The organism is Constrictibacter sp. MBR-5, assembly GCF_040549485.1.
Classification (GTDB): domain Bacteria; phylum Pseudomonadota; class Alphaproteobacteria; order JAJUGE01; family JAJUGE01; genus Constrictibacter.
In genome coordinates, this window is the sequence record NZ_JBEPTK010000007.1 from 35,647 (window position 1) to 49,205 (window position 13,559).

The window sequence follows — 13,559 nt, forward strand, 5'->3', positions numbered from 1 at the left end:
TCACGACAGGTTCAGCTGCCACGACACGCCGAACCGGTCGGCGACCCAGCCGAACTTCTCGCTGAACGGATACCTGTCGAGCGGCATCAGAACGCTGCCGCCATCTGAGAGGGCGGCAAAGACCCGGTCGATCTCTTCCTCGCTCTCGCAGTCGACATAGAGCGACATGGACGGCGAGAAGGAGAAGCCGTGATCGACGGGGCTGTCGATGCACATGAACTCCTGGGCGTTGAGCGAGAAGTTCGCGAGCTTCACGGATCCTTCGGGCCCGGTTTCGCCCGCGCCGTATTTTTCCATCGACAGGACCACCGCGTCCCTGAACAGCGACCGGTAGAGATCGAGCGCTTCCTCCGCCTGCCCTTGGAACATCAGGAAGGTCTTGATCTGCTTCGACATTGATGCTCCTCGGCTTTCGGTGATGGCAATGTGGGACCTCAACCCGACCGGCGCAGCCCCGGCAGGCCCACGCCCGGCGCCGGCCGCTCGCGCAGCACCTCACGGCGGAAGCGGAACAGCGCAGCGGGGCGCCCACCCGTCGTGGCCTCCGTCCCACCCGTCGGCTCGACCAACCCGCCCAGCACCAGGCGGCGGAAGTTCTGCTTGTGCAGCGCCTCGCCGGTCAGGGCCTCGGCCACGGTCTGCAACTGCAGCAGGGTGAAGCTGCGCGGCATCAGTTCGAACAGCAGCGGCCGATGCGCCAGCCGCGCCCGCAGCCGCCCGAGTGCCGTCGCCGCAATGCGCCGGTGGTCGAGGACCATCGCCGGCCCGAGGCCGGAATCGCAGGCCGGCGGCGCCACCGGCGCATCATCGGCGCCCACCGCGCGCGCCGCATGCCATGCCCGCTGCCAGGCGTCGCGTCGCGCCTCGGCGACCAGTTCGCACTCGTAGAGCAATTCGTAGCGCTCCAGGACAGCGGCCGGGTCCGGCCCGGCACCGTCGCCGAACGCAATCGCCACGCGCTCCAGCCGACCGCGCCGCATCGCCGGACTGTCGCCGCCGTCGCACCAGCGCTGCAGCTGCGGCCGGAACCGCCGCTCGCATGGCGCTGCGTCGTCCGAGCGCCGGTCCTCCCACGGAAACAGGTCGTAGAGATCGTGCCAGCGCACGCCCTCGCGCATCCGCGGCGACGGCCGGACCAGCGCCAGATAGCCGACCGAGAGCATGCGCGGTCCGCCCGAAAGCTCGCGCGGATCGCGCCAGCGGTCGGCGAAGGCGTAGAGCTGCTCCACATGGCCGAGAGTCAGGCCGGTCTGGGCTTCCACCACCGCGCGGAGCCCTTCCTCCAGGGTCCGCTGGCGGTCGGGCAGGAAGGGTGCCGACGGCAGGGCCGCCTCGGCGCGGCCGGTGGCCTGCTCGGTGCAGTGGGGCTCGTCGAGCACCAGGAGCCGCGGCCGGGCGTCGGCGACGGAGATGACGGCGGCGCACAGTCCGACCGCGATGTCCGCGGTCGCGCGCAGCTGGGCTGCGTCCTGTGCCATGTCATCCACCGCCGCCTCGCGCCGTCGCTCCGTGCGTGCTTCGCCTGCAAAGGTGACCGCAGGCCGTGCGAGGTCAAGCAAAACCGGTGTGACGGTCACGCCGCGTGGCACATATCGCGGGACACGGGGCGGCGATCAGCGGCGCAGCGTGCCGCCCGTCGCCTTCTCCACCGCGGCGACAATGCGCTGCGACACGGCCTCGATCTCGGCCTCGGTCAGTGTCGCCTTCGTCGGCTGCAGCGTCACGCTCACGGCCAGCGACTTGCGGCCCTCGCCCAGGTTCGGGCCGGCATAGACGTCGAAGACCGATATGTCGGTGATCAGCGCCTTGTCCGCCTGACGGACCGCCTTGGCCACTGCGTCGGCCTGCGTCACCTCGTCCAGCACGAAGGCGAAGTCGCGTTCGACTGGCTGGAAGGGCGACACGCGCAGCATCGGCTTCGCCTTGCCGGCACGCGCCTTCGGCTGCGGCACGGCGTCGAGGAAGGCCTCGAACCCCACGGCGCGGCCGTCATAGCCCAGATCGGCCAGGACGCCCGGGTGCAGTTCGCCGAACAGCGCCAGCACCTTCGGTCCGAGGCGCAACGCGCCCGACCGTCCCGGGTGGTACCAGGCGGGCGCGTCGGTCGAGACCTGCAGGTTGGCGACCGGCGCGCCGGCCGCCTCCAGTGCCGCCATTGCGTCGGCCTTGGCGTCGAAGGCATCGACCGCCCGCGGTGCCACCGCCCAATGGCGCGCCCCGGTCCGCCCCCAGCGCAGGCCGGCGGCGACCAGCCGCTGATCCGTCGCCGCGACGCCGCCATATTGCGGCCCGACCTCGAACAGCACGCCGTCGGCGACGCCGCGATCGGCGTTGCGCCGCGCCGCGCCGACCAGGTTCGGCAGGATCGACGGCCGCATCCGGTCCAGGTCGGCGCTGATCGGATTGGCCAGCGCCATCTCCGGCTGCCCGCCGCCGAACAGCACGGCCTCGCTCGACCGCAGGAAGGAGAAGGTCACCGCCTCGGTCATCCCGCGCGCCGCCAGCGCACGCCGCGCGCGTACCGCCCGCTCCTGCTCCGGCGCCAGCGCCCGCTTCGGCAGAGTCGTGTCCAGGGTCAGCGGCGTGACCGGAATGAACTCGTAGCCGTAGATCCGCAGCACTTCCTCGACCAGGTCGGCCTCGGCCTCGATGTCCGGCCGCCAGGGCGGCGGCACGACCGACAGGCGGCCGTCGGCACCGTCCGTCACCGTGCAGCCCAGCGCCTTCAGGATCCGCTCGCAGTCCGCGGCCGAAACGTCGACGCCGCCCAGTTCGCCGACGCGCGCCGGCCGCAGGGCGATCGTGCGGCGCCATTCGGGCGGCGCGCCGGCGATCACCGGGTTGCTCGCCTCGCCGCCGCACAGTTCCAGCATCAGGCGCGTCGCCGCTTCCATCGCGGGCAGCACGGCCTCGGGATCGACGCCGCGCTCGAAGCGGTAGCGCGCATCCGAGTGAATGCCGAGCTTGCGGCCGGTCATCGCGGTGCGCAGCGGATCGAACAGCGCCACTTCCAGGAAGACGTTCACCGTCTCTTCGGTGCAGCCGGTCGGCTCGGCGCCCATGACCCCGCCCAGCGCCTGCGGCCCCGCCGCATCGGCGATGACCGTCATCTCGCCGTCCAGCGTGTATTCGCGGCCGTCCAGGGCCAGCATCGTCTCGCCCGGCCGGGCGAGACGCGGCGTGATGTCGCCGCTCAGTTTGTCCGCATCGAAGACGTGCAACGGACGGGCGATGTCGATCGAGAAATAGTTGGTGATGTCGACCAGCGCCGAGATCGGCCGCAACCCCACCGCCTTCAGCCGCTCCTGAAGCCAGCGCGGACTCGGACCGTTCTTCACGCCACGGAAGTAGCGGCCGACGAACATCGGGCAGGCGTCCGCGGCCTCCGGCGGGAAGTCGAGCCGCACGCCGATCGGGCTGTCGAAGGCCGGCGCCACCTTGTCGTTCCACCCGTGGAACGGCTTCAGGTCGCCGATGCCCGCGGCGGCGAGGTCGCGCGCGATGCCGCGCACGCCGGCGCAGTCGCCGCGGTTCGGCGTCAGGCCGATCTCGATCAGCGGGTCGTCCAGGCCGAGCACGCGGGCGAACGGAGCGCCCAGCGGCGCGCCGGGATCCAGTTCGATGATGCCCTCATGCTCGTCCGACAGGCCGAGCTCGCGCTCGGATACCAGCATGCCGTTGCTTTCGACTCCGCGGATCTCGGACTTGCGCAGTTCCAGGCCGCTCGCCGGAATGACGGTGCCCGACGGGGCGAAGACGGCCATCATGCCCGTGCGCGCGTTCGGCGCGCCGCAGACGACCTGCACCTCCTCGCGCCCGGTGTCGACGATGCACACCCGCAGGCGGTCGGCGTTCGGATGCTGCTCGGCCTTGAGGACCCGCGCGACGGTGAACGGCGCCAGCGATGCGCCGCGATCGACCAGCGCGTCGACCTCCAGGCCGATCAGCGTCAGCGTCCGCGCGATGGTGTCGAGGCTCGCCTCGGTGTCCAGATGGTCGCGCAGCCAGCCCAGCGTGAGCTTCATCGCGCCAACCCTCCGGTCAGGCTCGGCACGTCGAGAGGCGCGAAGCCGTAATGGCGCAGCCAGCGCATGTCGGACTCGTAGAAGGTGCGCAGATCGGGGATGCCGTATTTCAGCATCGCGATGCGCTCGATGCCCATGCCGAAGGCGAAGCCCTGCCAGCGCTCGGGATCGATGCCGCAGTTCGCCAGCACCTTCGGGTGGACCATGCCGCAGCCCAGGATCTCCAGCCAGTCGCCACCGGCGCCGATCTTCAGTTCGCCGCCCGCGCGCGAGCAGCCGATGTCGACCTCCGCACCCGGTTCGACGAAGGGGAAGTAGCTGGCGCGGAATCGCACGGGCAGGTCGGCCACGTCGAAGAAGGCGCGGCAGAACTCGATCAGGCACCCCTTCAGGTGGCCCATGTGGATCTTCTCGCCGATCGCCAGCCCCTCGACCTGATGGAACATCGGCGAGTGCGTCGCGTCGCTGTCGGAGCGATAGGTCCGGCCCGGCGCGATGATGCGGATCGGCGGCTTGACGTTCTGCATCGTGCGGATCTGCACCGGCGAGGTGTGCGTCCGCAGAACGGGACGCCGCCCGTCGACCTCGGTGTCGAGGTAGAAGGTGTCCATCTCCTGCCGGGCGGGGTGCTCCGGCGGGATGTTCAGGGCGCCGAAATTGTACCAGTCGTCCTCGATGTCCGGCCCTTCGGCGACCGAGAAGCCCATGGCGCCGAAGATCGCGACCAGTTCGTCGATGGTCTGGCTGACCGGGTGGATGCGGCCCTCGGTCTCGGGCCGCACCGGCAGGGTGACGTCGATGCGTTCCGACGCCAGCCGGCGATCGAGTTCGGCGCGGCCGAGTTCGGCCTTGCGCCCCTCGATCGCGCCCGCGACCTCGTCCTTCAGGCGGTTCAACGCCTGGCCCTGTTCGCGACGCGCCTCGGGCGCGAGCGCGCCCAGGCCCTTCATCAGATCGGTGATGCGGCCCTTGCGGCCCAGCACGTCGACGCGGACCTGTTCCAGCCCGGCCAGATCCGAGGCAGCCGAAACCCCGGCGAGCAGCTCGCGCCGCAGGCCTTTCAGGTCATCGCTCATGGGCAGGTGTCCGTTGCTGTCTCTGCGGCAGCGCGGCGGTCGGCGTGGGGGCCGGCTCCCGAACGGGAACCGGCCCCGCCCGCAATTACTCCGCTGCGGCCGGCTTGGCGGCGTCCAGGGCGGCCTTGGCCTGATCGACCAGGGCGGCAAAACCCGCCGGCTCGTGCACGGCCAGATCGGCGAGGACCTTGCGGTCGACCTCGATGCCGGCCTTGTGGATGCCGTTCATGAACTGCGAGTAGGTCAGGCCCAACTCGCGGCTCGCGGCGTTGATCCGCTGGATCCAGAGGCCGCGGAAGTCGCGCTTCTTGTTGCGGCGGTCGCGATAGGCGTATTGGAGGCCCTTCTCGACCTTCTCGATCGCGATCCGGAAGTTCGTGCTGCTGCGGCCGCGATAGCCTGCAGCCTGCTTGACGACCTTGCGGTGACGGGCGTGCGTCGTGACGCCCCGCTTGACACGTGCCATGGATCAGGCCTTCGCGTAGGGCATGAAACCGAGAACGATGCCGGCGTCGCAATCCTTCAGGATCATCGTGCCGCGCGCCTGACGCTTCATCTGCTGCGGCTTCGCGGTCAGCATGTGCCGCTTGTGGGCGACGTTCGCCCGGACCTTGCCGCTGCCGGTGAGGCGGAAACGTTTCTTGACGGCGCTCTTCGTCTTCATCTTGGGCATTTGGACCTCCTGGGTCAGCAGAGGCGACGGCGGGCATGCCCCGGATCGATTCCGGCCCGACAGTCGCGATAAAGGGCGCGAGACGCGCGGATATAGCGGCCGCGCGTCTCGAAAGCAAGGATCGAGGCGTGCCCTCGCCGGCTCGGCGTCAGCCGCAGGCGTCGACCGCGCGGCGCGCCATCACGCCGACGAGGTGTGCCCGGTATTCGGCGCTGGCATGGATGTCGGCGTTCAGCCCGTCCGCCGGGATCGTCACGTTCTCGATCGCCTTCGACGAGAAATTGGCCGACAGCGCCTGCTCCATCTCCGGCACGCGGAAGACGCAAGGCCCAGCGCCCGCGACCGCGACGCGCACGCCGTTCGCCGTCTTCGCCACCAGCACGCCGACGATGGCGTAGCGCGAGGCCGGGTTCCGGAACTTCTGGTAGGCCGCCTTCTCCGGGATCGGAAACTCCACCTTCAGCACCAGCTCGTCCGGCTCGCGCGCCGTCTCGAACATGCCGGTGAAGAAGTCCTCCGCCGCGATCGTGCGCTTGCTGGTATGGACAGTGGCGCCAAGGCCGACCAGCGCCGCCGGATAGTCCGCGGCGGGATCATTGTTGCAGATCGAGCCGCCGATCGTGCCGCGGTTGCGCACGGCGGGGTCGCCGATGATCTGCGCCATCTGGCTCAGCACCGGAAGCGACTGTTTCAGGTCTGCCGACCGGGCCACCGTGTCGTGTGTCGTCATGGCGCCGATCGTGACGGTGTTCCCGGAGACGGTGATACCGCGCAGTTCGGCGAGGCCGCCCAGGTCGATCACCGCGGACGGCTGCGCCAGCCGCTGCTTCAGCGTCGGGATCATGGTCATCCCGCCGGCGACGATCAGCCCGTCGTCGGCCGCCTTCAGCTTGGCGATGGCGTCGTCCACCGACGTCGCGCGCTCATACTGGAAATCGTACATGTCGTCCCCTTCGGCTCTGCGCCCGAATGCCACACATCACCGCATTTACGCGGCCACTGCAATTACGTCGCCAACCGGCCTCGATCGGCAGCCGATCGAGGCGGCCTACTCCGCCGCCGCCGGCACCCGGGCCGCACGCAGCGCCTCCCAGACGCGGCGCGGCGTCGCCGGCATGTCGAGATGCTTCACCCCGGCCGGCGCCAGCGCGTGCAGCACCGCGTTCATCACGGCCGCCGGTGCGGCGATGGCGCCCGCCTCGCCGCAGCCCTTCACGCCCAGCGGGTTGTGCGGACACGGCGTCTCCTGGGTCGAAACCTCGAAGAACGGCACGTCGTTGGCCCGCGGCATCGAATAGTCGTTGTACGACCCAGTCAGCAACTGCCCCTCGGCGTCATAGACGCAGCCCTCGTGCAGCGCCTGCCCGACGCCCTGCACGATACCGCCGTGCACCTGTCCCTCGACGATCATCGGGTTGACGATCTTGCCGAAATCGTCGGCCGCGACGAAGCGGTCGATGTGCACGTGGCCCGTGTCCTGGTCGATCTCCACCTCGCAGATGTGGCAGCCCGCCGGATAGGTGAAGTTCTTCGGGTCGTAATAGGCCTGCTCGTCCAGCCCCGGCTCCAGCGTGTCGTGCGGGAAATTGTGCGGGACATAGGCCTGCAGCGCGATGTCGCCGAAGGCGAGCGACCGGTCGGTGCCGGCGACGGTGAACTTGCCGTCGACGAACTCGATGTCGGCCTCGGACGCCTCCAGCATGTGCGCGGCGATCTTCTTCGCCTTGGTCTCGACCTTGTCGAGCGCCTTGGAGAGCGCCGAGCCACCGACCGCCAGCGAGCGCGAGCCGTAGGTGCCCATGCCGAACGGAATGCGGTTGGTGTCGCCGTGCACCACCTCGACATTCTCCGCCGGGATCCCGAGCCGCTCCGCCACCACCTGGGCGAAGGTCGTCTCGTGGCCCTGGCCGTGGCTGTGCGTGCCGGTGAAGACCACGACGCTGCCGGTCGGGTTGACCCGCACCTCGGCCGCCTCGTAGAGGCCGGCCCTGGCGCCCAGCGCGCCGACCACGGCGGACGGCGCGATGCCGCAGGCCTCGATATAGGCCGACAGGCCGATGCCGCGCAGCCTGCCCTTCGCCGCCGACGCCGCGCGCCGCTGCTCGAATCCCTTGTAGTCGATGGCCGCCAGCGCCGCGTCGAGCGAGCCGGCGTAGTTGCCGCTGTCGTACTGCAGCGCCACCGGCGTCTGGTACGGGAAGGCGTCGGGCGCCACGAAGTTGCGGCGCCGCAGCTCCGCCGGATCGATGCCCATCTCGTGCGCCGCCGTCTCGACCAGCCGCTCGACGACGAAGGTGGCCTCCGGCCGGCCGGCGCCGCGATAGGCGTCGACGGGCACGGTGTTGGTGAAGACCGCCTTCACGTTGCAGTGGATGACCGGCGTCGTGTACTGGCCCGCCAGCAGCGTCGCATAGAGATAGGTCGGCACCGCAGGCGCGAAGGTGGAGAGATAGGCGCCCATGTTGGCGATCGTCTCGACCCGCATGGCGAGGAACCTGCCGTTCTCGTCGAGCGCGAGTTCCGCCGTCGTCACATGGTCGCGGCCGTGCGCGTCGCAAAGGAACGACTCGGAACGGTCGGCCGTCCACTTCACCGGCAGACGCAGCTTGCCGGCGGCCCAGGTGACCGCCGCCTCCTCGGCATAGTGGAAGATCTTCGACCCGAAGCCGCCGCCGACGTCCGGCGCCACCACGCGGAGCTTGTGCTCCGGGATGTTCAGCACGAAGGCGCCCATCAGCAGGCGGATGACGTGCGGATTCTGGCTGGTCGTATAGAGCGTATACTCGCCGGTGGCCCGGTCGAAGTCGCCGATCGCGGCACGCGGCTCGATCGCGTTGGGGATCAGCCGGTTGTTCACCAGCTGCAGGCGCGTGACGTGCTTGGCCCTGCCGAAGGCGGCGTCGACCGCGACCTTGTCGCCCAGTTCCCAGTCGTAGCAGACGTTGTTCGGCGCCTGCTCCCAGACCCGCGGCGCGCCCGGCGACATCGCGTCGGCGGTCGACGCGGCGGCCGGCAGCACCTCGTAGTCGACCTCGACCTGTTCCGCCGCGTCCTGCGCCTCGCGCCGCGACTTCGCGACGACCATCGCCACCTGGTCGCCCACATAGCGGACATGGTCGACGGCGATCACCGGATGCACCGGCTCGACCATCGGGCTGCCGTCGCGCGAGTGGATCTGCCAGCCGCAGGGCAAGCCGCCGATCTTGTCCGCGGCGAGGTCGGATCCGAGGAACACCGCGGCGACGCCCGGCATCCTGCGTGCGGCGTCGGCGTCGATGCTCCGGATGCGCGCGTTCGCGTGCGGGGAGTGGACGAACACGGCGTGCAGCTGGCCCGGCCGGTCGATGTCGTCCGTGTAGTTGCCCCGGCCGGTGATGAAGCGGAAGTCTTCCTTGCGGCGCAATGCGGCGCCGATACCGTCTTCCCTGGGCATCTGCCTCTCCCTGGCTGCGCGGGGGCTCTTCCGGCCCCCGTCCTGGCTCGCGAGGCGGTCGGAGGGTCTACGACGCGGCGTTCATCGCCCGCGCCCCGGCCATCACCGCCTTGACGATGTTGTGGTAACCGGTACAGCGGCAGAGGTTGCCCTCCAGCCACTCGCGCACCTCCTTCTCGCTCGGCTCGGCGTTGCGCTTCGCGAGGTCGATGGCGCTCATGATCATGCCGGGCGTGCAGAAGCCGCACTGCAGGCCGTGATTGTCGCGGAAGGCCTCCTGCATCGGGTGCAGCGGGCCGTTGCCCTCGGCCAGCCCCTCGATGGTCAGCACCTCGGTGCCGTCGCACTGGGTCGCCAGGATGGTGCAGCTCTTCACCGAGTCGCCGTCGACATGGACGACGCAGGCGCCGCACTGGCTGGTGTCGCAGCCGACATGCGTGCCGGTCAGGCCCAGATGCTCGCGCAGATACTGCACCAGCAGCGTACGCGCTTCGACCTCTGACGAGACCTGCTTGCCGTTCACGGTCATGGAAACGGTCGGCATTGGCTGACTCCCTCGTGAGATCGCGGCCCGGCGGAGGGCTCTGTGCGGAAGCGGCTGTTAATGCGCGAGTTTGTGCGCAGCGACCGGTCGGGTCAAGCACGCACGACACGCGCGAAGCCCGTCGGCGGAGGTGCCGCTGACGGGCTTCGAACGGATCTGCGAGGTCAGGTGAATGCGACGATGAGAATGACCACGACCACCGCGGCACCGACGGCCCAGACCCAGGGGCTGGTGCTCGAGCGGCGTGCGACCTCGGCACGGTAGCCGCCGGGCCCGGCGGTCGCCTCCCCCGCCGTGCGGCGGCCGGGGGCATCCTCGCTGGCCTCATCCGGATCCTCGACCATGTGCTCGCGATGGCCGCCGGTGCGTATCGTCTCGGCGGCCCGGTCGACGGCGGCCGGCTGCGACGCGGCAGCGATCGGATCGGCCATCGCACCTGTGGTGGACGGCATGTCGGTGGGTCCGGTATGTGCCGGCCCTTCCGACGGCATGGACTCGGCAGGGCGCTCCCGCGGCGTCGGTTGGGGCGGCGGGGGCGGCTGCTGGCCGGGAGGCGTAGGTGCCGCGCCCTGCGACATCTGCGGCGGTGCCTCCGCGACGGCCGGCGCCTCCGCGGCGGCGCCGCCGGCACCTTCGACCTGCGCCTTGAAGCTGGCGAAGAACTCGTCCGCCATCTTGCGCGCCGTCCCGTCGATCAGGCGCGAGCCGATCTGGGCCAGCTTGCCCCCGACCGTGGCCTGCACGTCGTAGCGCAGGATCGTCGCCTGGTCGCCGTCCGCCTCGAGCTTCACGTCGGCGCCGCCCTTGGCGAAGCCCGCCGCGCCGCCCGTGCCCTCGCCCGAGATTCGATAACCGTTCGGCGCATCGATGTCGCTCAGGACGACCTTGCCGCCGAACCGGGCGCTCACCGGTCCGACCTTGGCCCGCACCTTTGCCGCGAAGCCGCCGTCCTCGGTTCGCTCGAGTTCCTCGCAGCCGGGAATCGAGGCCTTCAGCACCTCTGGATCGTTCAGCGCCGCCCAGACACGGTCGCGCGGGGCTTCGATCCGGCTTTCGCCCTTCATTTCCATTCGGCAGACCTCCATCCCGGGGCTCGCGCCCCACTTTCCCGAGCCGGTCGCAGCCGACTGAGGACGTTAGCAATACCAGTCCCATCCGCTTGGCGAAACGCGGCGGCTGCTGCATACTCCGCCGCCTTCGCGGGGCTCGACGGGGCCCGGCGCCGTCCATCTTGTGCAGCCCGCCCGTCGGTCACGGCATCGATTCCACAGCAAACCTCAAAAGAACTCGGCAGGAGCGCAACCATGGGAAGGCGGTACGACCGTCTGATCGGATCGCTTGTGGGGACATGCGCGGCGTTCGCAGCATCCCCGGCGGCCGCCGCCACCGCAGGCGCTCCCCATCTCGACGGTGCCGAGATGGGGCTGATCTGGGTCGTGCCCTTCGTCGCGATCCTGCTCTCCATCGCGCTCTTTCCGCTCTTCGCTCCAGAGTTCTGGCACCATCATTTCGGCAAGGTGGCCGCGGCCTGCGCCGCCGCCTTCCTGGTGCCATTTCTCGTCGTGCACGGCGTATCGCTGACGATCTACGAGGTCGTGCACGTCTCGCTGCTGGAATATCTCCCGTTCATCATCCTTCTGCTCGCGCTGTTCACCGTCGCCGGCGGTATCCGGTTGCGCGGCAGCATCATCGGAACGCCCGCGGTCAACACAGGGTTCCTGCTCTTCGGAACGCTCCTCGCCAGTTGGACCGGCACGACCGGTGCCGCGATGCTGCTCATCCGCCCGGTCATCCGGGCCAACGAATGGCGGCGCTACAAGGTCCACACCATCGTCTTCTTCATCTTCCTCGTTGCGAACATCGGCGGCTCGCTGACGCCGCTCGGGGACCCGCCGCTGTTCCTGGGATTCCTCAAGGGCGTCAGCTTCTTCTGGCCGACGCAGCACATGTTCCTGCCGATGGTCGTGGCCGCGACGGTTCTGCTGGCGGTTTACTTCGCGATCGATTCGACGCTGTTCCGCCGCGAGGCGCCGCGTCCTTCCGACGAGGCCAGCGAGGAGACGTTCGGCATCGACGGCAAGATCAACATCCTGCTGCTCGCCGGCATCGTTGGTGCGGTCCTGCTCAGCGGCATCTGGAAGCCCGGCATCGCCTTCGACATTTATCACGTGCAGCTCGAACTCCAGGGCCTCGTCCGCGACGTGCTGCTGCTGCTCATCACCTTCCTGTCCTGGAAGCTGACCAGCCGCGAGAACCGCGAAGCGAACGGCTTCAGCTGGTTCCCGATCATCGAAGTCGGCAAGCTCTTCGCCGGCATCTTCCTGACGATCATTCCGGCCATCGCGATCCTGAAGGCGGGCACCGGCGGGGCGCTCGGCTCGGTCGTCTCGCTCGTCACCAACGACGCCGGCGAGCCCGTCGACACGATGTACTTCTGGCTGACCGGCCTGCTGTCGAGCTTCCTCGACAACGCCCCGACCTACCTCGTCTTCTTCAACACCGCGGGCGGCGACCCTGCGGCGCTGATGGGACCGTTCGCCTCGACACTGCTCGCCATCTCGGCAGGTGCCGTGTTCATGGGCGCCAACACCTATATCGGCAATGCGCCGAACTTCATGGTGAAGGCGATCGCCGAGGAGCGTGGCATCGCGATGCCCAGCTTCTTCGGCTACATGCTGTGGTCGGTCGGCATCCTCATCCCGATCTTCGTGCTGATCACCTTCCTCTTCTTCCACTAGCCGACCGACGACGTGCGGCCGCCCCCGATCGGGGGCGGACTGGACCGACGCTTGCATACGCGCCTAACCTCGCGGGGCACTCGCACCGAGACGAGGGAGAAGGACGGGATGAAGCGTTTTCTGATTCCGATGTGCGCGGCGCTCGCGATCGCGGCGCCGGGCGTGCAGGCGGCCGACGGCGCCAAGCCGCAGCAGGTGACCATCTTCACCGGCCCGCAGGGCGGCTCCTGGTACGCGATGGGCGGCGGCTTCGCCAAACTGTTCAGCGACCAGGGCGTCCGCTCCAACGCCGAGGTCGGCGGCGGCGTCTCGAACGTGGCCGTCGTCGGCCAGGGCCGCGGCGAGCTCGGCTTCACCATGAGCATCGTGCCGCGCATGGCCGAGCGCGGCGAGGCGCCCTTCAAGCAGAAGATCACAAACGTCCGCGCGATCGGCAGCCTCGGCACCAACGTCGTGCACATCGCCGTCATGAAGGACGCCGGCGTCGAAACCGTCGCCGACCTCAAGGGCAAGAAGTTCGCCTCGCAGCCGGTCGGCAACGTGACGACCGAAGCGTTCAAGGGCGTGCTCGCGGCCAACGGCCTCAAGGAAGAGGATCTCGACCTCACCCGCGGCGGCCAGGGCTATGGCGCCGCCCAGATGAAGGATCGCCGCATCGTCGGCTTCACCGCGACGACCCTGCCGCCGAGCCCCGCCTTCTCCGAGGTGGCGCAGAGCCTGGACGTCAAGTTCCTGCCGATCGCCGATGCGACGCTGAAGAAGATGCAGGAAGCCAACCCTGGCTACAGCCGCGGCGTGATCCCGGCCGGCACCTACAACGGCCAGACAGAGGACATCCCGACGGCGGCCACCGGCATGCTGATCGTCACGCGCGCCGAGATGTCCGACGACGAGGCCTACTGGATCACGCGGACGCTCGCCGAACACATCGGCGACCTTCGCAAGATCCACAGCTCGCTTTCAGACCTGACGGTGGAGGAGATGGCCAAGACGCCGGGCCTCGACCTGCATCCGGGCGCCCTGCGCTATTACAAGGAAAAGGGCCTTATCTGACGGGATCGAGCCGCGGC

12 protein-coding genes are annotated in these 13,559 nt (G+C 69.4%); 2 read left to right on the forward strand and 10 right to left on the reverse strand.

Going from position 1 to position 13,559, the window contains the following annotated elements:
• The 10 genes from ABIE65_RS15665 to ABIE65_RS15710 form a co-directional block, all read right to left on the reverse strand.
• Nucleotides 1–396 (reverse strand): VOC family protein, encoded by a 396-nt coding sequence (locus ABIE65_RS15665; protein ID WP_354078917.1) that lies wholly within the window; start codon nt 394–396, stop codon nt 1–3.
• Between the two features lie 38 nt (nt 397–434).
• Nucleotides 435–1,478 (reverse strand): NUDIX hydrolase, encoded by a 1,044-nt coding sequence (locus ABIE65_RS15670; RefSeq protein ID WP_354078919.1) that lies wholly within the window; start codon nt 1,476–1,478, stop codon nt 435–437.
• Nucleotides 1,479–1,613: 135 nt separating this feature from the next.
• Entirely contained in the window at nt 1,614–4,025 is a 2,412-nt protein-coding gene (gene pheT / locus ABIE65_RS15675; RefSeq protein WP_354078920.1) for a phenylalanine--tRNA ligase subunit beta, read from the reverse strand.
• On the reverse strand, nt 4,022–5,101 hold the full coding sequence (gene pheS / locus ABIE65_RS15680) for a phenylalanine--tRNA ligase subunit alpha (protein WP_354078921.1): 1,080 nt from the start codon (nt 5,099–5,101) through the stop codon (nt 4,022–4,024). Before pheS ends, pheT begins: the two co-directional genes overlap by 4 nt.
• A gap of 85 nt (nt 5,102–5,186) precedes the next feature.
• On the reverse strand, nt 5,187–5,567 hold the full coding sequence (gene rplT, locus ABIE65_RS15685; RefSeq protein WP_354078922.1) for a 50S ribosomal protein L20: 381 nt from the start codon (nt 5,565–5,567) through the stop codon (nt 5,187–5,189).
• Nucleotides 5,568–5,570: 3 nt separating this feature from the next.
• Nucleotides 5,571–5,774, reverse strand: coding sequence for a 50S ribosomal protein L35 (gene rpmI, locus ABIE65_RS15690; protein ID WP_354078924.1), 204 nt, complete (start codon nt 5,772–5,774; stop codon nt 5,571–5,573).
• 148 nt (nt 5,775–5,922) lie between these two features.
• Entirely contained in the window at nt 5,923–6,717 is a 795-nt protein-coding gene (locus ABIE65_RS15695) for an FAD binding domain-containing protein (RefSeq protein WP_354078926.1), read from the reverse strand.
• Between the two features lie 105 nt (nt 6,718–6,822).
• The gene (locus tag ABIE65_RS15700; RefSeq protein ID WP_354078928.1) at nt 6,823–9,207 is read right to left on the reverse strand and encodes a xanthine dehydrogenase family protein molybdopterin-binding subunit; all 2,385 of its coding nucleotides are present in this window, start codon (nt 9,205–9,207) and stop codon (nt 6,823–6,825) included.
• Between the two features lie 67 nt (nt 9,208–9,274).
• Nucleotides 9,275–9,751: a (2Fe-2S)-binding protein gene (locus ABIE65_RS15705; protein ID WP_354078929.1), complete on the reverse strand. Its 477-nt coding sequence runs from the start codon at nt 9,749–9,751 to the stop codon at nt 9,275–9,277.
• A gap of 164 nt (nt 9,752–9,915) precedes the next feature.
• Nucleotides 9,916–10,821 (reverse strand): SRPBCC family protein, encoded by a 906-nt coding sequence (locus ABIE65_RS15710; RefSeq protein ID WP_354078931.1) that lies wholly within the window; start codon nt 10,819–10,821, stop codon nt 9,916–9,918.
• Nucleotides 10,822–11,055: 234 nt separating this feature from the next.
• Between ABIE65_RS15710 and ABIE65_RS15715 the strand changes: the two genes are divergently transcribed.
• Nucleotides 11,056–12,489, forward strand: a complete 1,434-nt coding sequence (locus ABIE65_RS15715) for a sodium:proton antiporter (RefSeq protein ID WP_354078932.1) — start codon at nt 11,056–11,058, stop codon at nt 12,487–12,489.
• Nucleotides 12,490–12,597: 108 nt separating this feature from the next.
• Nucleotides 12,598–13,542, forward strand: coding sequence for a TAXI family TRAP transporter solute-binding subunit (locus tag ABIE65_RS15720; RefSeq protein WP_354078933.1), 945 nt, complete (start codon nt 12,598–12,600; stop codon nt 13,540–13,542).
• Nucleotides 13,543–13,559 lie beyond the last annotated feature (17 nt).

Coding starts and splice junctions, on each gene's coding strand:
- ABIE65_RS15670 (WP_354078919.1), bottom strand. CDS start 1,478: ATGGCACAGGACGCAGCCCAGCTGCGCGCGACCGCGGACATCGCGGTC.
- ABIE65_RS15695 (WP_354078926.1), bottom strand. CDS start 6,717: ATGTACGATTTCCAGTATGAGCGCGCGACGTCGGTGGACGACGCCATC.
- pheT (WP_354078920.1), bottom strand. CDS start 4,025: ATGAAGCTCACGCTGGGCTGGCTGCGCGACCATCTGGACACCGAGGCG.
- ABIE65_RS15700 (WP_354078928.1), bottom strand. CDS start 9,207: ATGCCCAGGGAAGACGGTATCGGCGCCGCATTGCGCCGCAAGGAAGAC.
- ABIE65_RS15705 (WP_354078929.1), bottom strand. CDS start 9,751: ATGCCGACCGTTTCCATGACCGTGAACGGCAAGCAGGTCTCGTCAGAG.
- rplT (WP_354078922.1), bottom strand. CDS start 5,567: ATGGCACGTGTCAAGCGGGGCGTCACGACGCACGCCCGTCACCGCAAG.
- ABIE65_RS15715 (WP_354078932.1), top strand. CDS start 11,056: ATGGGAAGGCGGTACGACCGTCTGATCGGATCGCTTGTGGGGACATGC.
- pheS (WP_354078921.1), bottom strand. CDS start 5,101: ATGAGCGATGACCTGAAAGGCCTGCGGCGCGAGCTGCTCGCCGGGGTT.
- ABIE65_RS15720 (WP_354078933.1), top strand. CDS start 12,598: ATGAAGCGTTTTCTGATTCCGATGTGCGCGGCGCTCGCGATCGCGGCG.
- rpmI (WP_354078924.1), bottom strand. CDS start 5,774: ATGCCCAAGATGAAGACGAAGAGCGCCGTCAAGAAACGTTTCCGCCTC.
- ABIE65_RS15710 (WP_354078931.1), bottom strand. CDS start 10,821: ATGGAAATGAAGGGCGAAAGCCGGATCGAAGCCCCGCGCGACCGTGTC.
- ABIE65_RS15665 (WP_354078917.1), bottom strand. CDS start 396: ATGTCGAAGCAGATCAAGACCTTCCTGATGTTCCAAGGGCAGGCGGAG.